The sequence below is a fragment of the Rhodobacter sp. Har01 genome (assembly GCF_020564565.1).
Taxonomy (GTDB): domain Bacteria; phylum Pseudomonadota; class Alphaproteobacteria; order Rhodobacterales; family Rhodobacteraceae; genus Pseudogemmobacter.
Window position 1 is genome coordinate 196653 of sequence record NZ_JAJCTD010000006.1, and the last position, 21792, is coordinate 218444.

Annotated in this window: 22 protein-coding genes; 9 read left to right on the forward strand and 13 right to left on the reverse strand. The window is 68.9% G+C overall.

All coding sequences use genetic code 11. The features are described from left to right. On the reverse strand, positions 1-462 hold the full coding sequence (locus LHP98_RS15540; RefSeq protein ID WP_227253459.1) for a RidA family protein: 462 nt from the start codon (positions 460-462) through the stop codon (positions 1-3). A gap of 487 nt (positions 463-949) precedes the next feature. Between LHP98_RS15540 and LHP98_RS15545 the strand changes: the two genes are divergently transcribed. After that, positions 950-1693 (forward strand): VacJ family lipoprotein, encoded by a 744-nt coding sequence (locus LHP98_RS15545; protein ID WP_227253460.1) that lies wholly within the window; start codon positions 950-952, stop codon positions 1691-1693. Continuing rightward, on the forward strand, positions 1683-2288 hold the full coding sequence (locus LHP98_RS15550; protein WP_227253461.1) for a phospholipid-binding protein MlaC: 606 nt from the start codon (positions 1683-1685) through the stop codon (positions 2286-2288). The genes LHP98_RS15545 and LHP98_RS15550 overlap by 11 nt, the downstream gene beginning before the upstream one ends. A gap of 26 nt (positions 2289-2314) precedes the next feature. On the opposite strand, the gene LHP98_RS15555 is transcribed toward LHP98_RS15550, so the two are convergent. Beyond that, entirely contained in the window at positions 2315-4522 is a 2208-nt protein-coding gene (locus tag LHP98_RS15555; RefSeq protein ID WP_227253462.1) for a transglycosylase domain-containing protein, read from the reverse strand. Between the two features lie 269 nt (positions 4523-4791). Here LHP98_RS15555 and LHP98_RS15560 point away from each other — a divergent pair, with 269 nt between their 5' ends. Beyond that, the gene (locus tag LHP98_RS15560; RefSeq protein ID WP_227253463.1) at positions 4792-5130 is read left to right on the forward strand and encodes a P-II family nitrogen regulator; all 339 of its coding nucleotides are present in this window, start codon (positions 4792-4794) and stop codon (positions 5128-5130) included. 25 nt (positions 5131-5155) lie between these two features. Next, entirely contained in the window at positions 5156-6568 is a 1413-nt protein-coding gene (locus tag LHP98_RS15565; RefSeq protein ID WP_227253464.1) for an ammonium transporter, read from the forward strand. Between the two features lie 125 nt (positions 6569-6693). Here LHP98_RS15565 and LHP98_RS15570 read toward each other — a convergent pair whose 3' ends face one another. The 5 genes from LHP98_RS15570 to smpB form a co-directional block, all read right to left on the reverse strand. Continuing rightward, positions 6694-7269: a trypsin-like serine peptidase gene (locus LHP98_RS15570; protein ID WP_227253465.1), complete on the reverse strand. Its 576-nt coding sequence runs from the start codon at positions 7267-7269 to the stop codon at positions 6694-6696. Positions 7270-7339: 70 nt separating this feature from the next. Next, positions 7340-8518, reverse strand: coding sequence for an aromatic amino acid transaminase (locus LHP98_RS15575; protein WP_227253466.1), 1179 nt, complete (start codon positions 8516-8518; stop codon positions 7340-7342). 3 nt (positions 8519-8521) lie between these two features. Beyond that, positions 8522-9403 carry a 3-mercaptopyruvate sulfurtransferase gene (gene sseA / locus LHP98_RS15580; RefSeq protein WP_227253467.1) on the reverse strand — a complete coding sequence of 294 codons (882 nt, stop codon included), beginning with the start codon at positions 9401-9403 and terminating at the stop codon, positions 8522-8524. A gap of 151 nt (positions 9404-9554) precedes the next feature. Then, a complete protein-coding gene (locus LHP98_RS15585) occupies positions 9555-9719 on the reverse strand; it encodes a hypothetical protein (RefSeq protein WP_227253468.1) in 165 nt (54 codons plus the stop codon). Between the two features lie 212 nt (positions 9720-9931). Beyond that, positions 9932-10405 (reverse strand): SsrA-binding protein SmpB, encoded by a 474-nt coding sequence (smpB, locus tag LHP98_RS15590; RefSeq protein WP_227253469.1) that lies wholly within the window; start codon positions 10403-10405, stop codon positions 9932-9934. Positions 10406-10454: 49 nt separating this feature from the next. Here smpB and LHP98_RS15595 point away from each other — a divergent pair, with 49 nt between their 5' ends. Further along, a complete protein-coding gene (locus LHP98_RS15595; protein ID WP_227253470.1) occupies positions 10455-10916 on the forward strand; it encodes an ion channel in 462 nt (153 codons plus the stop codon). Positions 10917-10919: 3 nt separating this feature from the next. On the opposite strand, the gene LHP98_RS15600 is transcribed toward LHP98_RS15595, so the two are convergent. The 3 genes from LHP98_RS15600 to dapA all read right to left on the reverse strand — a co-directional run bounded on the left by LHP98_RS15600 (position 10920) and on the right by dapA (position 13674). Further along, entirely contained in the window at positions 10920-11471 is a 552-nt protein-coding gene (locus LHP98_RS15600) for a Hint domain-containing protein (protein WP_227253471.1), read from the reverse strand. Positions 11472-11829: 358 nt separating this feature from the next. Beyond that, positions 11830-12687 (reverse strand): DMT family transporter, encoded by an 858-nt coding sequence (locus LHP98_RS15605; protein WP_227253472.1) that lies wholly within the window; start codon positions 12685-12687, stop codon positions 11830-11832. A 99-nt stretch (positions 12688-12786) separates the two neighbouring features. After that, positions 12787-13674, reverse strand: coding sequence for a 4-hydroxy-tetrahydrodipicolinate synthase (gene dapA, locus LHP98_RS15610; protein ID WP_227253473.1), 888 nt, complete (start codon positions 13672-13674; stop codon positions 12787-12789). A 141-nt stretch (positions 13675-13815) separates the two neighbouring features. On the opposite strand from dapA, the gene LHP98_RS19515 reads away from it, so the two are divergent. Further along, positions 13816-15738: a lytic transglycosylase domain-containing protein gene (locus tag LHP98_RS19515; RefSeq protein WP_264473805.1), complete on the forward strand. Its 1923-nt coding sequence runs from the start codon at positions 13816-13818 to the stop codon at positions 15736-15738. On the opposite strand, the gene LHP98_RS15625 is transcribed toward LHP98_RS19515, so the two are convergent. Beyond that, positions 15735-16370, reverse strand: a complete 636-nt coding sequence (locus tag LHP98_RS15625) for an HAD family hydrolase (protein ID WP_227253474.1) — start codon at positions 16368-16370, stop codon at positions 15735-15737. The genes LHP98_RS19515 and LHP98_RS15625 overlap by 4 nt on opposite strands. 99 nt (positions 16371-16469) lie before the next feature. Continuing rightward, a complete protein-coding gene (locus LHP98_RS15630; RefSeq protein WP_319638957.1) occupies positions 16470-18290 on the reverse strand; it encodes a metallophosphoesterase in 1821 nt (606 codons plus the stop codon). A gap of 474 nt (positions 18291-18764) precedes the next feature. Between LHP98_RS15630 and nudC the strand changes: the two genes are divergently transcribed. Continuing rightward, positions 18765-19730 carry an NAD(+) diphosphatase gene (nudC, locus tag LHP98_RS15635; RefSeq protein ID WP_227253476.1) on the forward strand — a complete coding sequence of 322 codons (966 nt, stop codon included), beginning with the start codon at positions 18765-18767 and terminating at the stop codon, positions 19728-19730. A gap of 41 nt (positions 19731-19771) precedes the next feature. Further along, entirely contained in the window at positions 19772-20251 is a 480-nt protein-coding gene (locus tag LHP98_RS15640) for an SRPBCC family protein (protein ID WP_227253477.1), read from the forward strand. A gap of 15 nt (positions 20252-20266) precedes the next feature. On the opposite strand, the gene LHP98_RS15645 is transcribed toward LHP98_RS15640, so the two are convergent. Further along, a complete protein-coding gene (locus LHP98_RS15645; protein WP_227253478.1) occupies positions 20267-21109 on the reverse strand; it encodes a prephenate dehydratase in 843 nt (280 codons plus the stop codon). A 138-nt stretch (positions 21110-21247) separates the two neighbouring features. Here LHP98_RS15645 and LHP98_RS15650 point away from each other — a divergent pair, with 138 nt between their 5' ends. Further along, positions 21248-21787, forward strand: coding sequence for a c-type cytochrome (locus LHP98_RS15650; RefSeq protein ID WP_227253479.1), 540 nt, complete (start codon positions 21248-21250; stop codon positions 21785-21787). Positions 21788-21792 lie beyond the last annotated feature (5 nt).

Here is a 21792-nt window from a genome sequence, read left to right on the forward strand (position 1 = left end):
CTAGCGGATCTCGAAGATCGCCTCGATCTCGACGGCCACGCCCAGCGGCAGCGAGGCGGCCGAGACGGCCGAGCGGGCGTGGCGGCCGGCATCGCCCAGGACCGCGACGAGGAGGTCGGAGGCGCCGTTGACCACCTTGGGCTGGTCGGTGAAGTCGGCGGTCGAGTTGACGAAGCCCACCAGTTTCACCGCCCGGACGACGCGCGCGAGATCGCCGTCGCAGGCACGCTTGACCTGGGCGAGGATCGACAGCGCGCAGCGGCGCGCCGCCTGGGCGCCCTGGTCCACGGTCAGATCGGCGCCCAGCTTGCCCTTGATCAGGCCGGCCTCGTCCTGGCTGATCTGGCCCGAGACATGGACAAGATTTCCGACGGCCACGAAGGGCACGTAGTTGGCGGCGGGGGCGGGGGCTTCCGGCAGGCTCAGGCCAAGCTCTGCCAGCCGGGTTTCGACGCTGGACATGGGGGGTCTCCGGTGGGTCGGGGCAATTGCGGCAGCCTAGCCGGGCCGGATGGGGCCGGCAAGGGCGGTGGCCCAGAATGGCCCGGGCAGCTGGCCATGGAAGATCAGGGACTTGGAGAGCCGAATTCAGGACGTGAGGGCCGTTCCCGATCCGGGCCGGTTTGCCCGCGGCCCTTGCCCCGCGCGCCTGCCGGGCCGCCCGGGCCGCCTTGCCGGAGCGCCGGGCCTGCCCGCTGCGGGTGGCCATCCCGAACGGCGGCTCTGGGACAGCCCGCGCGGGATGCCGTATCGGCTGGTCGGCCCGCCCCTGCGGCCCTGCAGCGGCCTTGGCGCCGCCCTGGCCGTTCCCCGCCGCGCCGGCCGAAAGCCGGTTGTCTTGCCCCGACGCAAACCGTATGGCTTTTGCAGACGGGCCCAGGCGGCGGTGGGCCGAAGGCCCGGCGGTGGCCTGACCTTGGTAGGCAGGATGGGTATGAGGAATTCTTGCATGCGGCCGGGGCTGGTTGCGGTGCTGTTGCTGGCGGGATGCGCCGGGGCACCTGCTTCGCAAGGCATTCACGACCCGCTGGAATCCTTCAACCGGGCCGTGCATGCCTCGAACAAGACCTCGGACCGGCTGCTGGTTCGCCCGGCCTCGCAGGCCTATGGCGCAGTGGTGCCGGAACCGCTGCGGCAAGGCGTGTCGAACCTCGCCGACGTTCTGGCGCTGCCGGGAGACATTGCCAATGGCCTGTTGCAGGGCAATGTCGAGGAAGCCGGAACCAACCTGGTGCGGCTGGCCGTCAACCTGACCTTCGGTCTGGGCGGCGTGATCGACTTTGCCGACGCGGCGGGCATTCCCGAACACAAGACCGATTTCGGCGAGACCCTTGCGGTCTGGGGCGTGGGCGAGGGGCCGTATCTGGAACTGCCGGTGCTGGGGCCGTCGACCGCGCGGGATGCCGTCGGCTCGGTGGTGGATCTGGCGTTGAACCCGTTGAACGGCGTGCTGGAGGGCGACGACCGGATCGCGGCGGCTGCGGCCGGGGTGCTGTCACGGCTAAATGATCGCTACCGCTATTCCGCCACGGTCGACTCGATCCTATATGACAGCGCCGACAGCTATGCGCAGGCGCGGCTTCTCTACCTGCAAAACCGTCGTTTTGCCCTGGGCCAGTCCGGCGGTGGCGCGGCAGAGGGCGCGACCGACGACAGCTTCATCGACCCCTACGAGGACCCCTATGGCCAGTAATCCCCTGCTGTCTCGTCGCGCCTTTGTCGGTGCGGGCCTTGCCGCCGCCGCTGCCTTCGGCGCGCTGCCGGCCGCGGCGCTGAGCGTGGATGAGGCGCGGGCGCTGATCGACAAGGTGGTGGCGGACATCAACGGCGTGATCAACTCGGGCAAGTCCGAGGCGCAGATGATGCCGTCGTTCGAAAAGCTGTTCGCCCGCTATGCCGACGTGCCGACCATTGCCCGCAGCGCGCTGGGCGTGGCCGCGCGTTCGGCGTCGAACGCGCAGATGAAGGCCTTTACCAAGGCCTTCCAGCACTACATCAGCCACAAATACGGCCGCCGCTTCCGCGAGTTCATCGGCGGCAAGATCGAGGTGAAGGACGCCCGCCCGCTGAAAAGCTACTATGAGGTGATCTCGACCGCCTACCTGAAGGGCGAGGCGCCGTTCGAGGTGCGCTGGCACGTCGGCGACAAGTCGGGCAAGAACCTGTTCTTCAACATCATCATCGAAGGCGTCAACATGCTGGCCAGCGAGCGCACCGAGATCGGCGCCATGCTGGACAAGCGCAAGGGCAACATCGACGCCCTGATCGCCGACCTGAACGCGACCTGACCACCTGCGGGCCGCAAAGGCCGGCGTCAGTTGTCCGTGCCCAGAACGTCGTTCAGGATGCGGTCGGCGAGGTCGTCTTCGGTCATGCCGGGCTGGTTGGGGTTCGAGCCGTCGAAGTAGGGCACGTCTTCGGGCTGGACGAAATCGTCGGGGTTGTAGGGGGCCGGGGCGGTGCCGCCGGGCGGTGGGGCGACGGTGCTGGGCGGAATCTCGGATTGCAGGGGTTTTGCTTCGCTGCCCTCGCTGATGCGGACCATCACTTCGTGCCAGATCTCGGCCGGCAGGCCGCCGCCGGTGACGCCGGTCAGGGGCGTGTTGTCGTCGTAGCCCAGCCAGACCCCCACCACGTAGTCGGCGGTGAAGCCGACGAACCAGGCGTCGCGCGCGGCCTGGGTCGTGCCGGTCTTGCCGGCGGCTTCGCGCCCGTCCAGCTTGGCGCGGGTGCCGGTGCCCTGCTCGATGACCTGGGTCATCATGTAGATCAGCGCGTGGGCGGCGGTCTCGCTGATCACCCGCTCGCCGATGCCGCCGCCCTGGCCGAACAGCGCCTCGTCCTCGTCCTTGAGCTTCAGCGCCACCAGGCCGTAAGGCGTGACCGACGAGCCGCCGTTGAGGATGCCGGCATAGGCGCCGGTCATGTCGATCAGCGTCGATTCGCCCGCCCCCAGCGCCAGCGCCGGCCCGTCGGCCAGGTTCTGCGCCACGCCGAAATCGGTGGCGACCTTCTTGACCAGATCGCGGCCCACCATCTCGGAGATCTTCACCGCCGGGATGTTGCGGCTTTCGGCCAGGGCCTGGGTCAGGGTGATCATGCCCTTGAACTGGTTGTCATAGTTCTTGGGGGCATAGTTGCCGGAACCGGGAACGTAGATGCTGTAGGGGCTGTCGTCGACATAGTCGAGCGGGCTGTAGCCCAGGTCCATCGCCACGGCATAGACGAAGGGCTTGAACGCCGATCCGGTCTGCCGCAATGCCTGCGTGGCGCGGTTGAAATCGCCCGCCTGCGGCAGGTCGCGGCCGCCCACCATGCCGCGCACGGCGCCATCCGCGCTCATCACCACGATGGCGGCCTGGGCTTTCGAGCCCGCTTTCACCTTGTTCTCGAACACCCATTTCAGCGCCTCTTCGGCCTGCGCCTGAATGGTCTGGTCCAGCGTCGTCTCCATGATGACGTCTTCGGTGGTGTCGCGGGCCAGGTAGTCGGGCGTGGTCTCCATCACCCAGTCGGCGAAGAAGCCGCCGTTCTTCTGCGCCGCCGCCTTGGACAGCTGCGCGGGGTTGGCGCGGGCCTCTTCGGCCTCGGCCTGGGTCAGGTAGCCCTGTTCCTCCATCAGGCCGATCACCACGGCGGCGCGGTTGCGGGCGCGGTCCATGCTGGAGGTGGGCGAATAGGTCGAGGGGGCCTTGAGAAGGCCGGCCAGCATGGCGGCCTCGGCCGCGTTCACGTCGGCGGCGGACTTGCCGAAGTAGCGCTGCGCCGCCGCTTCAAAGCCGCGGGCGCCGGCGCCCAGGTAGGCGCGGTTGAAGTAGATCGTCAGGATGTCTTCCTTGGAATACTTCACCTCCATCGCCATGGCGTAGGGCACTTCCTTGATCTTGCGCCACATGCCACCCGACCGGCAGTCCTTTTCGTATTCGCCTTCCGATTTCCACTTGGTGGAATCGTAGCTGACCCCCAGGCAGAGGAGTTTCGCCACCTGCTGGGTGATGGTCGAGCCGCCGTTGCCTTCGAACGGCCCCCGGCCTGCGGCCAGATTGATGCGGACGGCGCTGGCGATGCCGCGGGGCGAAATGCCGAAGTGCCAATAGAACCGCTTGTCCTCGGTCGCGACCACGGCGTCGTGCAGGTAGGGCGAGACGGTGGTGGCGGTGACCTGGCCGCCGAAGGTTTCGCCGCGCCAGGCGAAGACGCGGCCGTCGCGGTCCAGCATGGTGACCGAGCCGCGGGCGCGGCCGTCCAGCTGGGCGGACAGGTCGGGAAGCTGCGAATAGAAGTAGAAGACGATGCCGGCGTAGACCAGCACGGCCACTGCGGTCAGCCGCCAGAGAACGGCCCAGATCATGCGCCAGACGAACAGGATCGAGCCGAGGATCAGGCCATGCTTGCGGCGCGGGCGACGCGGCTTGGGCGCGCGCTTCTGCGGTGCGGGTTTCTTCGCCGCCGCATTCGCTGCCGCGCGCGCATACCTCTTGTCCGCCACGAGGGGCGATTTGCCCCTGCCACCCGATGCCATCGTTAAACTGCCCGCGTTCTTTGCGTCTTCGTTCTTGGGGCGTGAAGATAGCCGTCTTTTGCCGCAATGCGAAGAGCGGCTTGGGATGATTCGCCTGGGCTATATGCCCAATAATAGAGCATATGCCGCGAAATGCGCGCAAATTTTGGGCATTCGTGCCCGCGGCGCCTGCCAGCGCCCTGCCTTCCCCTGTTCTGCACCTGCGAAACGCCGCCTTCTCTGACGCGAGGGCCCGCCTCCCCGGGCCCGATGCAGGAAAGGGGAAGACCGTGAAGCTCATCATGGCTGCAATCAAGCCGTTCAAGCTGGACGAGGTGCGCGAGGCGCTGACCACGATCGGCGTGCGCGGGATGATGGTGTCCGAGATCAAGGGGTTCGGCTCGCAGTCGGGCCACACCGAGATTTACCGCGGCGCGGAATACGCCGTGAACTTCGTGCCGAAGCTGCGGCTTGAGATCGTGGTCAGCGATGCGCTGGCCGATCAGGTCGTCGACACGATCAGCAAGACCGCAAGGACGGGGAAGATCGGGGACGGAAAGATCTTCGTCCTTGATGTGGAAAAGGCCGTGCGGGTGCGCACCGGCGAAACCGATGACGATGCGCTGTGAGCGTCGGGGGAAGGGGATGAACGCGATGAAACCATTGATGAAACTGCTGGGCCCGGGGGTGGCGCTTGCAGCGCTGACCGCCTTGCCTGCGCTGGCGCAGGACGGGCCGATCAAGAACCCCGATGTCGCGGCCATGGCCGGGATGGTGGACAAGGGCGACACCACCTGGATGCTGATTTCGTCGGCGCTGGTGCTGCTGATGTCGATCCCGGCGCTGGCGCTGTTCTACGGCGGCCTGGTGCGGACGAAGAACATGCTGAGCCTGCTGATGCAGGTGTTCATGATCGTGTCGCTGGCGGCGCTGCTCTGGGTCGCCTACGGCTATTCGCTGGCCTTCACCAGCGGCGGGCCGTTCATCGGCGGGCTGTCGAAGGCCTTCCTGGCGAACGTCAGCACCGGCACCTTTGCCGCGACCTTCTCGAACAACGTCTACATTCCGGAATATGCCTTCGTCATCTTCCAGATGACATTCGCCTGCATCACCCCGGCCCTGATCGTTGGCGCCTTTGCCGAGCGGATCAAGTTCTGGCCGCTGATGCTGTTCGTGGCGGCCTGGCTGACGCTGGTCTATTTCCCGATGGCGCACATGGTCTGGTACTGGGCGGGCCCGGACTTCCTGGCTGACCTGCCGGGCGACTATGGCATGCTGTGGGGTTGGGGCGCGCTGGATTTTGCCGGTGGCACGGTCGTGCACATCAACGCCGGGATCGCGGGCCTTGTCGGCTGCATCGTGGTCGGCAAGCGGCTGGGCTTCAACAAGGAAGCCATGCCGCCGCACAGCCTGACCATGACCATGATCGGCGCCTCGCTGCTGTGGATCGGCTGGTTCGGCTTCAACGCCGGGTCCAACCTGGAATCGAATGGTCTGGCCGCGCTGGCCTTCCTGAACACCTTCGTCGCCACGGCCGCCGCCACGCTGTCGTGGAGCTTTGTCGAGCAGGCCTCGCACGGCCGTCCGTCGCTCCTGGGTGCGGTCACCGGTGCGGTGGCGGGTCTGGTCGCGATCACCCCGGCGGCCGGCTTTGCCTCGCCGATGGGGGCGATGATGCTGGGCCTGATCGTTTCGCCGATCTGCTATCTGTTCGTCAGCAAGGTGAAGAAGGCGTTCGGCTATGACGACAGCCTGGACGTGTTCGGCGTGCACTGCATCGGCGGCATCGTCGGCGCCATCGGCACCGGCATCGTGGCAGACCCGTCGCTTGGCGGTCAGGGCTGGTATGACTACACCGTCTTCCCGGCGGTGGCGGGCACCTACGACATGGCCGCCCAGATCATCACCCAGGCCAAGGCCGTCGGCGTGACGCTGGTCTGGTCGGGTGGCGTGTCGCTGGTGCTGTTCCTGGTGATCAAGGCGATCTTCGGCCTGCGGCCGACGCCGGACGACGAACGCCAGGGCCTGGACCAGGTCTCGCACGGCGAAAGCGCCTACAACTACTGATCCCCGGGCGGCCGGGCGGTCCTCCCCCGCCCCGGCCTCTCGGACCTTGCGCGGGCGCTCTCTCTCCTCCCGGCGCCTGCGCAGACGGACGGCCCGCATCCCCACGGATGCGGGCCTTTCGCTGTTCAGGGGGGCGGCGGGATCACGGCGATGGTGATCGCGCGCGGATAGCCCTGCAAAGGGCCCGAGGCGACGGCGACCCCGGCGATGGCCCAGCCGTCGCCCTGCCGGGCCAGCAGCGGCGCACCGGAATTGCCCGAGACCGCGCGGCAGTCCAGCACCACCCGCGCGGTGGCGGTAAGGCGGTCGCCGTCCAGATAGGGGCAGGGCCGGGCCTGCGGTCGGGCTGAGGGCGCGGTGCGGTCGTAGCCGAAGAGCAGGGTCTGGTCGGGGAAGGCCGCGCTGGAAACCGGCAGCGGCGCGGCTTCGGTCACCGGCCGGTCAAGCCGCAGGAAGGCGATGTCGGGCGGCACGGTGCCGGGCGGGGCCGCGGGTCGCAGGATCTGCGCGCCGCGGCGGGTTTCCACGGCGGTGTCGCCGGACAGGCCGGCTGCAAACCAGACGCCTTCGGCGCGGATCTCTTCCGGCAGGCAATGGCCGGCGGTCAGCACGAGGTCGGGGGCGATCAGGGTGGCGGTGCAGATCGCCCGGCCGGGGGCAGGGGTTTCCTGATAGGACAGCCGGCCAACGGCGGCGGGCATGTCCTGCGCCGTGGCAGGCAGGGCCAGCGCGGCGACAAGCGCCGCGCCGGCCAGAAGGGGCCGCTGGCCGCTAGGCAAGGACCTGGGCAATGGCGGCGGCGAGGATCGGGACAGTCTTCGCGTTCAGGCCGGCGATGTTGATGCGGCTGTCGCCGACCATGTAGATGCCGTGCACCTCGCGCAGGGTGGCCACCTGTGCCTCGGTCAGGCCCAGCCGGCTGAACATGCCGCGGTGACGGGCGACGAAGTCGAAGCGGTCGCTGTTGGTGGCGCGGCGCAGCTCGTCTGCCAGTTGCTGGCGCAAGGACAGCATGTTGAGGCGGACGTCCTCCAGTTCGGCCTTCCAGTCGGCGGTCAGGGCGGCGTCTTCCAGGATCATCGTCACCAGCCGGGCGCCGTGGTCGGGCGGGAAGCTGTAGTTCTGCCGGTTGAGGTAGTTCAGGTTGCCCTGCACCACGGCCTTGCGGTCAGGCGAGGTGAGCGCGATCAGGATGCCGGTGCGTTCGCGATAGACGCCGAAGTTCTTCGAGCAGGAGGCGGCGATCAGCACCTCGGGGAATCTGGCCGCGACCATGCGGGTGGCGGCGGCGTCTTCCTCAAGTCCGTCGCCAAAGCCCTGGTAGGCCAGGTCGACGAAGGGGATGGCGCCCCTGGCGGCCAGCAGGTCAAGCACTTGCGCCCATTGCGCAAGGTCGAGGTTCGCCCCGGTGGGGTTGTGGCAGCAGCCGTGCAAGAGGACAGCATCGCCGGCAGCCACGCCGTCAAGGTCGGCCATCAGCCCGGCGAAATCGACCCCGCCCGAGGCGGAGTCGAAGTAGCGGTACTCGGCGCTGGGCATGCCGAGGTATTTGACGATGGACGGATGGTTCGGCCAGGTCGGGTTGGACATCCAGACCTTGGCCGCTGGCGATGCCATGCGGATCAGTTCCAGCGCCTGCCGGATGGCCCCGGTGCCGCCGGGCGTGGCGACCGAGGCCGCGCGGTCGGCGTAGCCGCTCCCGAGGATCATCTGCACCATCGCCGCGTTATAGGCGGGCTCGCCGGCCAGCGCGGTGTAGGTCTTGGTCGTCTCGGTTTCCCACAGCTTCTTCTCGGCCGCCTTCACCGCGCGCATCACCGGGGTGAGGCCGGTGGCATCCTTGTAGACGCCGACGCCGAGGTCGATCTTGGCCTGGCGCGGGTCGTCGCGGAACAGCGCGATCAGTTGCAGGATCTTGTCCTGCGGCTGGGGGTTCAGGGCTTCGAGCATCGCTTATCCTTTCCGCGCCGGCCCGGTCTCGACCGGCAGATCGTCATACATGCCCCATTCGGACCACGAGCCGTCATAGAGCGACCAGTTGCGGTGGCCCAGCCGGTCCAGCGCCAGGGCCAGAACGGCGGCGGTGACGCCCGAGCCGCAGGTGGTGATGGCGGGTTTGCCAAGGTCGACGCCGGCCGTCTCAAAAGCGGCGCGCAGGGCGGCGCCTTGCTTCATGGTGCCATCGGGGTTCAGCACGTCCGAGTAGGGCAGGTTCCTTGACCCCGGAATGTGGCCGCCGCGCAGGCCGGGGCGGGGCTCCGGCGCCGAGCCTTCAAAGCGGGCGGGGCCGCGGGCGTCGATCACCTCGGCCAGGCCCAGCTTGGCGGCGTGGGCGACTTGGGTGACGTCCTTGACCAGGTGGTTCTGGCGGGAAACGGTCATGTGGCGGTCGCGGACGATGGGGGGCAGGTCTTCGACCTCATGCCCCTCGGCCTTCCATTTCGGAAAGCCGCCGTCGAGCACGGCGATGTCGGTCTTGCCCATCAGGCGGAAGGTCCACCAGACGCGGGCGGCGCTGAACAGGCCGGCGCCATCATAGACCACGACCTGATGGCCGTCGCCGATGCCCATGGCGCGCATCCGCGACATGAACTTTTCCGAAGGCGGCGCCATGTGCGGCAGTTCGCTGCGCTGATCGGTGATCTCGTCGATGTCGAAGAAGCGGGCGCCGGGGATGTGGGCGGCGTCGTACTCCGCCTTGGCGTCGCGGGCCATGTCGGGCAGATACCAACTGGCGTCCAGCACCCGCAGGTCGGGGTCTTTCAGGTGGCGGGCCAGCCAGTCGGTCGAGACCAGCGTGCGGGGGTCGTCCAGCGGGGCGGGGGTCATCGGCATGAGGCGGACTTTCGCGCGGGGATGGGATTGCCTGACCTATAGCCGCACCGTTTGCGGGCGCAAGCCTTCGCGGCCCGCTTGCGGGCGCGGCGAAACGGACCGGGCCCCAGGTTCAAGCCCCGGGGCCTGGAATGTCAGAGGTCGAAGGCCGTCACGCCTTGGTCATCAGGTTGCGGGTGACGCCGGCGATCGCCCTCAGCATCGCACCGCCCACTCCGCCCATGCCCAGCATCGGCAAGAGATGCCCCCCGATGCCGCCACCCAGAACGCCAGCCAGCGAATTGCCCAGCGTGCCAAGGCTGAGGTTCTTGGGCACTGATCCCGCGGCATTGCCGACCCGAGCGCCGGCGATGAGCTGGATGATCAGTTCCGTGTCTGCACCCCTTCCCTGTCGGCCGGTCCGCTGTCCGGCCTATTGTGCCCGCCGGTCATGCCGCGACCGGTCTGGTCCGGGCAGGGGAAGGGTGCGAGAAGGTTCTCCTTCCGGCAATACACACGGGTGCGGGGACTTGGGGCCTTGGGGACGACTTAGCCATTCTGCTTCAGCAGCCTGGCCTTCTGCCGATCCCAGTCGCGCTTGGCAGAGGTCTCGCGCTTGTCGGCCAGCTTCTTGCCCTTGGCGATGCCGAGCTTCAGCTTCACCATCCCGCGGTCGTTGAAATACATCTTGAGGGGCACGATGGTCATGCCCTCGCGCGCGGTGGCGTTCCACAGTCGCGACAGTTCACGCTTGGACACCAGAAGCTTGCGGCGGCGGCGTTCTTCGTGACCCCAGGTCTTGGCCGGCAGGTAGGGCGCGATGTAGCCGTTGATCAGCCACAGCTCGCCACCTTCCACCGAGGCGTAGCTTTCGCCAATGTTGCAGCCGCCCTGCCGCAGGCTTTTCACCTCGGAGCCCATCAGCATGATGCCCGCTTCCAGGTCTTCCTCAATGTGGTAATCGAAGCGGGCGCGCCGGTTCTCGGCGATCAACTTGGAATTGGGATCGGACTTTTCGGCCATGATCTGCCCCAGATAGGGGTGCGGGGGGCCGGAGTCCAGAAGGGACGGAATGCTGATCCAGATCGCCCTTGGCAGCGTGCTGCTGGTGCTGAACATTGCCATTGCGGCAACCGCGGCCTTCGTGCTGGAAGAGATCTTCGTGCGCTGGCACCGCTGGCTCATCCGCCCGCCGCAACGGCCGAAGCTTCTGCTTCTGATCGCGGGAACGGCGGTGTTTGCGCTGGCGATCATCACCGCCGGGGTCTGGGTCTGGGCGCTGGCCTATGACCTGATCGGCGCATTTCCCACGCTTGAGACCTCGGTCTACTTCTCGCTGGTGTGCTTCACCACGCTGGGTTTTGGCGATGTCATCCTGCCTTTGGAATGGCGCGTTCTGGCGGGGATGGAGGCGGCGAACGGCTTCATGCACATCGGGTTGCTGACAGCGCTGATGATCGAGACGTTGCGTCAGGTCCGAATGGCTCAGATCGAGCACGATCGCCGCTCCAGGACAGGTCCCCGCAGCGATTGACCATCAGGCGAAGCGCCGGGTGCGTTCGGTCAGGAACAGCTTGGCCGCGGCGGCGTGCAGTTCGGGGAAGTCGGTTTCTCCGCCACGGACACCGGGGCACAGCAGCAGCAGGCCGGACTGCGCCCAGACCACCTCTTCTTCGGCAAAGATCGGGGTGACGACCTCGGCGCGGCGGGGCGCTGCGGTGGCGGTGGCGCCGACGCAGGCGGTCAGCGTGGTGGCCGGAACGCGGGCATAGGGGGCGGCCATCAGGCCGACGGTGTCCAGAAGCACGCCCTGGCCCGGCATCAGCATCACGTCGGACGAGGCATCGAGGTGGCCGCCGGCGATCTGCACCACGGGTTCGCCCGGCAACACCTCGCGGCGGTTCAGGGCGACCACGCGGCGCAGGCCGCCGTCAAGGGTATAGACGCTGTCTCCGACCTTGAGCGTCTGGACCGGCTGCCAGCCGGCGGCGCTTTCCACCAGGGTGCCGTCGATCAGGCCCTGGTTCAGGCCGGCGGGCGCGGTGGTGACCGGGGTAGCGGCGAAGCGGGTGATGTCCTGCATGAACATGGCGTGGTCCTTTCCTGATGTGGTGCCGGTCGGGCCGGGCGTTAAGGGTTTGGGCGGCCGGTCTGGCCATGTGCCCAAAACGCGCTTGGATTTGGCCATTTTCGCGCCGCGAAAAGGGCGCGATTCCGGCATTGGCGATGCGGCGGAAACTGACCCCGGTCCAGCTTTCGGATCGTGCAGAAGGGCTTTGGGGAGTTACCCTTTGTTAGCCATTAAATCCATAAAATACAATGGATTGCTATGGGTTCGTGCAGGCCGGGCGCCGCTGATTCGCCGCAGTCCTGCGGTGCGGCCGGGGAACCGGAATTCGGCTTCGAATTCCGTGAACGATTTCCGACTTCGGAAATCGTTCCCCAGGCTACCGTCGCGCTCCAAGGCCGACCAGCCCGGCCACCACGACCAGGCCGGCGCCAAGCAGGGTCTGCGCGTCCGGGCGTTCGCCGAACAGCGCCACGGCCAGAACCAGTGCAAAGACCAGCCGGGTATAGCGGAACGGGGTGACGGCCGAGACCTCTCCGGTCCGCATGGCGGCGGTCAGCGCGTGGTAGGCGGCAATGCCGAAGACACAGGCGCCGAAGGTCAGGGCGGCCTCGCGCGCGTCGGGCAGGCGGGCGCCGCCGGTCCAGCCCAGCACCAACAGGCCAGCCAGCCCCAGCATGGCAAAGCCTGCCACGCCAAGCTGCCGGTTCGACAGCCGCAAGGGCGCGGCGCGGGTGGCCAGGTCGCGGCCGGCAAAGCCCAGCATGCCGACCACGGCCAGCAGCGACAGCGCGGAAAACCCGGTCAGCCCGGGCCGCAGGATGATCAGCACGCCGAACAGGCCCGCCAGAACGGCGGCCCATCGCAGCGGGCCGACACGTTCATGGAACAGGATCGCGGCCCCGGCGATGACGACAAGGGGCGTCGCCTGCAGGATGGCCGAGGTGGTGGACAGCGGCGTCAGCGCCAGGGCAAGGGCATAGAACAGCCGGCCCGAAACCTCGAACCCCGAACGGATGAGGAGGGGGCGGGTCAGGAAGGCGCGGGGGAAGGCGGGTTCGCTCGCGCGCAGGGCCAGCAGGGCAAAGACCAGCACCCCGGACAGCCCCATGACGGCCATCACCTGCCCCACCGGCAGGGTCTGGGCCGAGGCCTTGATGAACACGTCCTCGACCGCGAAGCCCGCCATCGAGGCGGTCATGAAGGCCGCACCTTTCAGGTTGTCGGCCCGGTGCATGGATCAGCCCGCGCCCGGGGGGCGGGACGGAGGGGCGCCGGCCTTGCCCTCGGCATGGGCTGAGGGCAGGCCGATGGGCACAGCGCTGCGCATGGCGTCTTAGTTGATCAGCCCGGCGTGGCGCATCGCGGCCTTGATGCGGTCCCTGGTGCCGTCGGTCAGGCCGACCAGCGGCAGACGGACGTCTTCGCTGCAGCGGCCCAGCAGCGACAGGCCGTATTTGGCCCCCGCAAGGCCGGGTTCAATGAAAATCGCCTCGTGCAGCGGCATCAGGCGATCCTGATACTGCAGCGCGGTGGCATAGTCGCCGCGCAGGGTGGCCGCCTGGAATTCGGCGCAAAGCTCCGGCGCGACATTGGCGGTGACGCTGATGCAGCCGACTCCGCCATGGGCGTTGAAGCCAAGGGCGGTGGCGTCTTCGCCCGACAGCTGCACGAAATCGGCGCCGCAGGTGGCGCGCTGCTGGCTCACCCGCTCGATCTTGCCGGTGGCATCCTTGACACCAACGATGCGGGGCAAGGCGGAAAGCTTGCCCATCGTCTCGGGCGTCATGTCCACGACGCTGCGGCCGGGGATGTTGTAGATCACGATCGGCAGGGCGCAGCAGTCATGCAGCGCGGTGAAATGCGCGATCAGGCCGCCTTGCGTGGGCTTGTTGTAATAGGGCGTCACCACCAGGGCCGCATCGGCGCCGACCTTCTGGGCGTGGCGGATCAGGCGGATGCCTTCGGAGGTGTTGTTCGACCCCGCCCCCGCGATCACCGGCACACGACCGGCGGCGAAGCGGACGACGGCCTCGACCACTGCCTCGTGTTCCTCGTGGCTGAGGGTGGGGCTTTCGCCGGTGGTGCCCACCGGAACAAGGCCGGTCGAGCCCTGCTCGATCTGCCAGTCGACCAGTTTCTTCAGCGTCTCCATGTCCACTTCGCCGCCCTTGAAGGGCGTCACCAGGGCCGGGATCGACCCGCGTAACCTGTCGTGGCGCATGGCGCGTCTCCTGAAATCGGGTCCGCAACAGACCCGGTTGCGGTCCGGCCTTCCTTATCGCCGGTTGCGGGCCTTGCCAAGCGCCGCCGATGACAGGTTCGTGGGTTGTGGCCGCGCATCGGCTGGGGCAGATTCGGGGTCATGCGTGCGCCCCTTCGCCTTCTTTCCCTGCTCGTGGTCCTGATTGCCCCCCTCGCCCGGGCCGAAACGGCGGGGCCGATGCAAAGCGCACTGGCGCTGGCCGCAAGCGGCGACTGGGAGGGGGCGCTGCGCGTCGCCCCGCCGGGCCTGGGTCGCGACGTGGTGGTCTGGCAGGCGCTGCGCGCGGGCGAAGGCCGGCTGGGAGACTACGAGACCTTCCTGGCCCGCCACCCGGACTGGCCTGGCCTGCTGCTGCTGCGCGAAAAGGGCGAGGCGGCGGCGGCCCGGTCCGACACGCCCGAGCGGGTGGTGGCCTATTTCGGCGAGGCCAGCCCGGAAACCGGCGCAGGCGCGGTGGCGCTGGTGCGGTCGCTCAAGGCCACCGGTGCTGTGTCCCGGGCCGAGACCGAGGCGATGCGGGCCTGGGCCGAACTGGACCTGACGGCGGAACAGGAAGACGCGCTTCTGGGCCTTGTGCCAGAGGCTCTGGCGGGGCTGCACGAGTTGCGGCTGGACAACCTTCTCTGGGCCGGACAGGGCGCCCAGGTCGAGCGGATGCTGCCACTGGTGTCCGAGGACTGGCGCAAGCTGGCGCGCGCCCGGGTGGCGCTGCGGGCCGAGGCCAAGGGTGTGGACACCCTGGTTGCCGCAGTGCCCGAGGCGCTGAAATCGCATCCCGGGCTGACCTACGAGCGCTTTGTGTTCCGCATGCGCAAGGACCGCTACGACGAGGCGGCCGAACTGATCCTGGCCACCCCGCCCGAGGCGCTGGGCCGGCCGGAGATGTGGGCCGAACGCCGGGCGCTGCTGGCGCGCTGGCTGATGCGGCAGGGCCGCGCGGCCGAGGCCTACAAGGTGGCGGCTCGGCACGGGCTGTCCGAGGGCACGGCCTATGCCGATCTGGAATTCCTGGCGGGCTTCGTCGCCCTGCGCAAGCTGGGCGATGGCGAAGCGGCGCTGCGCCATTTCGGCCATCTGGGCGCGGAAGTGACCACGCCGATCAGTCTGGCCCGCGCTGCCTACTGGCAGGGCCGCGCGCTTGAGGCGCTGGGTCAGGACGCTGACGCCGAGGTGGCCTATCGCGCGGCGGCGCGGCACCAGACGGCCTATTACGGGTTGCTGGCCGCGGAACGGCTGGGTCTGCCTCTGGACGCGTCGATTGTGGCGGCCGCACCGGCTGCGGGCGACTGGCAGTCGTCGGCTTTCGCATCGGCCTCGGCGCTGGAGGCGGGGCGGCTCTTGCTGGCGGCGGGCGACCGCACCTTGGGCAAGCGGTTCTTGCTGCATCTGGCCGAAAGCCTGGATGACACCGAGCTGGCGCAACTGGCCGAGATGGCGCTTGAGATGGGCGAGCCGCATGTGGCGCTGGTGATCGCCAAGTCGGCAGCCGAGCGCGGGCTGATCCTGCCGCGCGCCTATTACCCGGTGCCGGACTTCGTGCCCGACGGGCTGAAGGTCAGCCGGGCGCTGGCGCTGGCGATCTCGCGCCGGGAAAGCGAGTTCGACCCGGCCGCGCGGTCGAAGGCCGATGCGCGGGGGCTGATGCAGGTGCTGCCGGGCACGGCCAAACTGGTGGCCGGGGAACTGGGCATCGACTATGCGCCGGGCAAGCTGCTGACCGACCCGGCCTATAACGTGACCATCGGTTCGGCCTACCTGGCGCACATGGTCGAGGCCTTCGGGCCCTCGGTCGCGCTGATCGCCAGCGGCTACAACGCCGGGCCGAACCGCCCGCGTCGCTGGATCGGCGAATTCGGCGACCCGCGGAACCCTGAGGTGGACGTGGTGGACTGGGTGGAAACCATCCCCTTCGCGGAAACCCGCACCTATGTGATGCGGGTGGCCGAAGGCGTGGTGATCTACCGCGCCAAGCTGAAGGGCGTCGCCGGTCCGGTGCGGATCAGCGCCGAGTTGCGCGGCTAGCGGCCGATCAGGCCGGCCATCTGCGCCCCGGTCAGCAGGTCGGGGGCCAGGTGATGGGCCCAGCGCCCGGCCGAGGGCACGACGTCGGGCACCTGCACCACCACGCAGCCCGCCGCCCAGGCGGCTTCGGCCCCGGTCTCGCTGTCTTCGAACACCAGGCATCGGCCGGGCGTCAGACCCAGCAAAGAGGCCGCCAGCAGATAGGGCTCGGGCGCGGGTTTCGGCTGGCGCACGTCGTCGAAGGTGACAACGGCGCGGAAATGCCGGGCCAGCCCTGACACGGCCAGCTTGCGATGCGCCCCCGGCCGACCGGTCGAGGTGACGACAGCGCGCGGCAGGCCCTCGGTCGCCGCCAGAAGCTGGGTCACCCCGGGCTTGAGCGCCAGCCCGGCTTCGACCCCGGCGTCAAAGCCGGCACGCCAGCCGGCGCGGATCGCCGCCAGGTCGGCAGCGGGAAAGCTGTCGCGGATCATGCCGGCGACGGTGGTTTCGTCGCGGCCCACCAAGGCGTGCATGAAGGCGTGGTCGACCGAGACCCCCGCACTGGCAAAGGCAGCGATGCCGGTCACCAGGGCCAAGCTTTCGGTGTCGACCAGGGTGCCGTCAAGGTCGAAGAGCAAGGCGTCGAACATCGGGCTCCGTGGGGTCGCAGGGCGGGGATCGCAGGGCGGGGGGGTCGCAGGGCGGGGGGGGCCGCAGGGCGGGAAGCGCGGCCACGGCGGCTTAGCGCATCACAGGTGCAGACGGAAGCGGTGGAATCCCTGGTCGGTGAGGCCCAGGAGTTCGGGCCGCAGATCGGCGACCTCGGCCAGGTGGTCCAGCGCGCCGGCGCCGCTGTCGAAGATCACGCTGGCCCCGGGCAAGGGTGCCAGAGACCAGACCGCCCCGGGCTGCGGCCCGATCTCTGCGTGATCGGCCACATAGGCCGCGATGGCCTGGGTGCACAGCTGCCGCGGCAGGGGAATCTCGACGCCGGCCCAGCGGTGCCCGCCCAGACGGTGGCTGTTGGTCGCCAGCACCAGCGGGGTGTCGCGGTCCAGCGGACGGCCGTCCAGGGCAAGGTCGCGAATCCTCTCGCCCAGCCCGGGCGGGCGGGACAGGTCGATGCGGAACGACACCGCGGGCGCCAGTTCGAAGTTGAAGGGCGGGAAGGCGGCGTCGATCAGCGGCTGGTCTGCCAGGCCCGGCCGCAGGGTCAGGAACAGCCCGGCCGACCGTTCCAGCCGGCTGCGCAGTTCGGCCGCGGTGGTGCGGACCGCCCGCAGGGTGTTCGGAAAGGGGTAAAGGTCGTGCACATGGCGCACCGAAAGCGCACCGGGGCGGATGTCGGTGTAGTTCAGCGGGCCGCCGCGCCCGCCGCCGCGGAATGGCGTGACGGTGGCGATGACGGGCAGCGCGGCCTCGGGCAGGCCCTGCAGGGCGCGGCGCACCGCTGCCTCTTTTGCCGCCGCCAAAAGCCGCATCGCCTGGGAATCGGCGACCGTGGCGAAATAGGTGGACAGTGGCATCGTGGTCTGGCCCAGCCGGCGGCGCGTCCAGGCCAGCGCGGCACGATGGTCGGAGGCGATGGCCGCCCGCAGCGGCGCGGCAAACCGCCGGATCGCCGGCGCCGAGAGGCCCGCCACCACCTCGGAGGCGCTGACCGTCCGGCCGCTGCCGCCGGTCACCGTCCAGCCCGTGGCCGTGGCGGTCAGTTCCAGCTCGATCACCCCCAGGTGCGAGCCGGAATGTCCCGGCTGCACGGTGGGTGTGCCGCAGATACGCCCGGCCAGGCTGTCGATCCGCGGGTCCGCCCCCGGCATCGCCATCAACGCCGGGTTGGGCGGAAACACCAGATGGGTGTGGCCCGCCACCAGCGCGTCGATGCCGCCGATCTGGGCGATTTCGATGGCGACCTCGTCCGAAGCCGAGGCAAAGCCCGGCCGGGCAATGCCGGCATGGGCCAGACAGACCACCACGTCGGCCCCCTCGGCCCGCATCTGCGGCACCCAGGCCCGCGCTGCCGCGACCATCGGCCGGACCCAGACCTGCCCGGCCAGAAGGTCGCCCGACCAGTCCAGGATCTCGGGCGGCGTCAGGCCCAGCACGCCAATCCTGACCTCGGCCTCGGTGCCGTCGCGGTCGCGCATGTGCCGGGTCAGGATCACGTAGGGCGGCACCAGGGTGCGGTCGGCGGTCGGTTCGGGCCCCGGCCTGAGCAGCACCGTGGCCGAGACCACCGCGAACCGCGCCTCGGCCAGGGCCTTGGCCAGGCGGTCAAGCCCGTAGTCGAATTCGTGGTTGCCCAGGGCGACGGCATCGTAGTTCAAGACGTTGAAGGCGGTGATCGCGGGGTGCGGTCGCCCTCGGCGCCGGTCCGCCGCTGCCGCCATCTCGGTCAGCGCCGAGCCCTGCAGGAAATCGCCGTTGTCCAGAAGGATCGAATTCGGCGCCTCGGCCCGCGCCGCCGCGATCAACGCGGCGGTCTGCGCCAACCCGGTGCCGAACAGCGGCCGGTTGGCGAAATAGTCGTAGGACAGGATCTGCCCATGCAGGTCGCTGGTCGCCAGCACGCGCAGATCCAGCCTGCGGGCATTGGCCGCCCGGACCGCGCCGCTGTCGAAGCGGTCGGAGGCGGCGCCTGCGCCGGGCCTGGGCCCTTGGGCTGAGGCGGCAAGCCGCAAATGCCCTGAGGGCGGAGGAGGTTTCATCTGCCGGCGGCTTTCGACGCGACCGGGCCAGGCAGCAATTCTGCGCGCAAGGACGGAGAATTCCTTTCCGAAGGCAATGTCAGGATACTCCAGCACTATCGGAACCTCACTCGCCGAATAGTTGTTCCGGCCCGGAAGAGTAGCAAGGCCGACAAACCTTTCGCGTCATGCGCGAGGTGCGGTGTTGCAGCCCCGCCGCTTGCTGACACAAGGATTGGTGCCAAGGCGGGCAAAGGACGGGCAAAGGACGGGCGTGGGGCGGGCATTGCGCGGGGTTTCCTTGCCGCAACCGGCATGCGATCCAGGTGCCGGGCGGACGAAGGGACACAGGACATCATGCGCGACACCGACGGGATGGCCTTCATCGGGTCAGAGCTGGACCGGGCGCAGGAACTGCGGACCGATCCGGAGGCGCTGGCGGCGCTGGCCGCGGCGGGCCGCGTTCTGCCGTTCTGGCGCGGCCGGCCGCTGATCGGGGCCGAGGCGGCGGGCTGGCTGGACGCCGGCCACCCGATCCTGGCCGCGGCGGCCGAGACGGTGTTCCTGGGCCGCCTGGACGGGCGCGGCATGTTTGCCGCCGATGTCTCGGCCCGGCCGCTGGAGGCGGGCGCGGCGGCCACCGGGTCGTCCTTCGACGTGGGCGACCTGGCGGACCCCGAGGCCCCGGCTGGCCTGGCCTATGCCGATCTGCGCCAGCAGATGACGGCGCTGGACCCGGTCGAGGCGGAACTCGCCGCCACTGGCCGGGCGCTTCTGGAATGGCACCGCAGCCATCGCTTCTGTGCCGCCTGCGGCACCCCCAGCCTGGCGGTGCGCGGCGGCTGGCAGCGGCAATGCCCGGCCTGCGGGGCCGAGCACTTTCCGCGCACCGATCCTGTGGTGATCATGCTGGTCACCCTGGGCAACCGCACGCTTCTGGGCCGCAGCCCGGGCTGGCCGCCGGGCATGTTCTCTTGCCTTGCCGGCTTTGTCGAACCGGGCGAGACGCTGGAGGCCGCGGTGCGCCGCGAGGTGGCCGAAGAGACCGGTCTCCGCTGCGGCCCGGTGCGCTATCTGGCCAGCCAGCCCTGGCCGTTCCCGTCGTCGCTGATGCTGGGGGCCAGGACCGAGGCCGAGACCGAGGCGCTGACGCCCGACCCCTCCGAGATCGAAGAGGCGCTTTGGATCGGCCGCGAAGAGCTGCTGACCGTGTTCGCCGGAACGCACCCGCGCATCCGCGCACCGCGCCGGGGGGCGATCGCCCGCCACTTGCTTGCAATGTGGCTTGCGGACCGGCTGGATTCGGGCGACCGGCTGGTGTAGCCATCATCCGCATCAAGGCGCCGGCGGCGAACGGAAAGATCATGCACTTCACCACCCGACAGGACATCGAAGCGCCGCTTGATTTCGTCGATGCCTATCTGATGGAGTTCGATCACTTCGAGCGCATGGCGATGCGCCGCGGCGCCGAGGTCGAGCGCACCGACCGGCTGCGCAGCCCCGGCCCCGGCATGGCCTGGCGGCTGCGGTTCGCCTACCGCGGAAAACCGCGTCGGATGACCGTTCGGCTGGAAGAGTTGCAGCCCGGAAGCCTGCTGGTCTATGGCCTGGAAAGCCCGTCGTTGGATGGCCAGATGCGGGTCGAGCTGATCGCGCTGTCGCCGCGCCGGTCGCGGATCACGGTGATGACCGAAGTGCGTCCGCGCACGTTGGCGGCGCGGCTCTTGCTGCAATCCATGCGGCTGGCCCGCGGGCGGCTGCAGCGCCGGCTGGACGTGACCGCCGGCCGCCTGGCCGGGTTGATCGAAGAGCGCTGGCGCGCCGAGCAGCGCAGCCGGGGCTGAGGCCGGTCAGGCCGGTCAGTCGCGGGCGCGATCGGCCGGATAGACGCCCAGGATGTCGACCTCCTTCGAGAAGAAGCGCAGTTCCTCAAGCGCGCGGGCGACGCCCGGGTCGTCGGGGTGGCCCTCGATGTCGGCATAGAATTCGGTGGCGGTGAAGCTGCCGCCGACCATGTAGCTTTCCAGCTTGGTCATGTTGACGCCGTTGGTGGCAAAGCCGCCCATCGCCTTGTACAGCGCCGCCGGGATGTTGCGGACCCGGAAGGTGAAGGTCGTCATCATGTGCGGCGCGCGGCGGCCATGGTCGGGGGTGCGGCTCATGACCAGAAAGCGGGTGGTGTTGTTTTGCTGGTCCTCGATCTGCCGGGCCAGCACATCGAGACCATAGATTTCGCCCGCCAGTTCGCTGGCCAGCGCCGCTTCGGCCTTGTCCCCCAGCCGGGCGACCTCGCGCGCGGCGGCGGCGTTGTCGTGCCAGTTCAGCGTGGCCAGGCCGTGCGTGCGGATGAAGCCGCGCGCCTGACCCTGCAGGATGGACATGCAGCGCACCCGCCGCACGTCGGACAGTTTCGCGCCCTTCACGGCCAGCAGGTTGACGTGGACGCGAACGAAGGCCTCTTCAATGATGTGCAGCCCGCTTTGTGGCAGCAGGGTGTGCACGTCGGCCACCCGGCCATAGGTCGAGTTTTCGACCGCCAGCATGCCAAGATCTGCCTCGCCCGACCGGACCATGTCGATCACGTCCTCGAAGGTGGCGCAGGGCAGCGCCTCCATTCCGGGGCGCGATTGGCGGCAGGCCTGGTGGGAATAGGCCCCTGGCTCTCCTTGAAAGGCGATCCGGCCGGTGGGCGTGGCAGTCATCTCGAGTAGGCTCCGTTGGATTGGCCCGGCGGCGCAGCGCGCAGCCGCGGGGCGAATGATTGTCGTGCTGCACCTTGCGCAGGGCAGGGGGAAATGAATACATACATCGCCGATAATTGTTCCGGGACAAGAAGCGATATGTTCGACACGATGACTATCACCAAGGTGGTGGGCGGGACCTGCGGGTCGCTTCTGGCCTTTCTGTTGATCGGCTGGGCCTCGGATGGCATCTATGGGGTGCCTGAAACCCACCACGCCGCGGCCGAAGCCCCGGTCGAGGCCAATAGCACCGCCGCCGAGGCGACGGAAGCCCCGGCCGAGGCGGCGCCGGACGCAGCCGAGGCCGGCGCCGATTTTGCCGGGCTGTTTGCCGCAGCCGATCCGGCGGCGGGCGAAAAGGTCTTCGGCAAGTGCAAGGCCTGCCACAAGATCGACGGCAAGAACGGCACCGGCCCGCATCTGGACGGCGTGGTCGACCGGCCGAAGGCCAGTGTCGAGGGCTTCGGCTATTCCGCAGGCCTGCTGGCGATGGCGGGCGACAGCTGGACGCCCGAGAACCTGAACGCCTTTCTGACCAGCCCCAAGGACTATGTCGCCAAGACCAAGATGGCCTTTGCCGGCCTGCCGAAACCGCAGGACCGCGCCAATGTCATTGCCTATCTCGCGTCGCTGAACTGATCCGC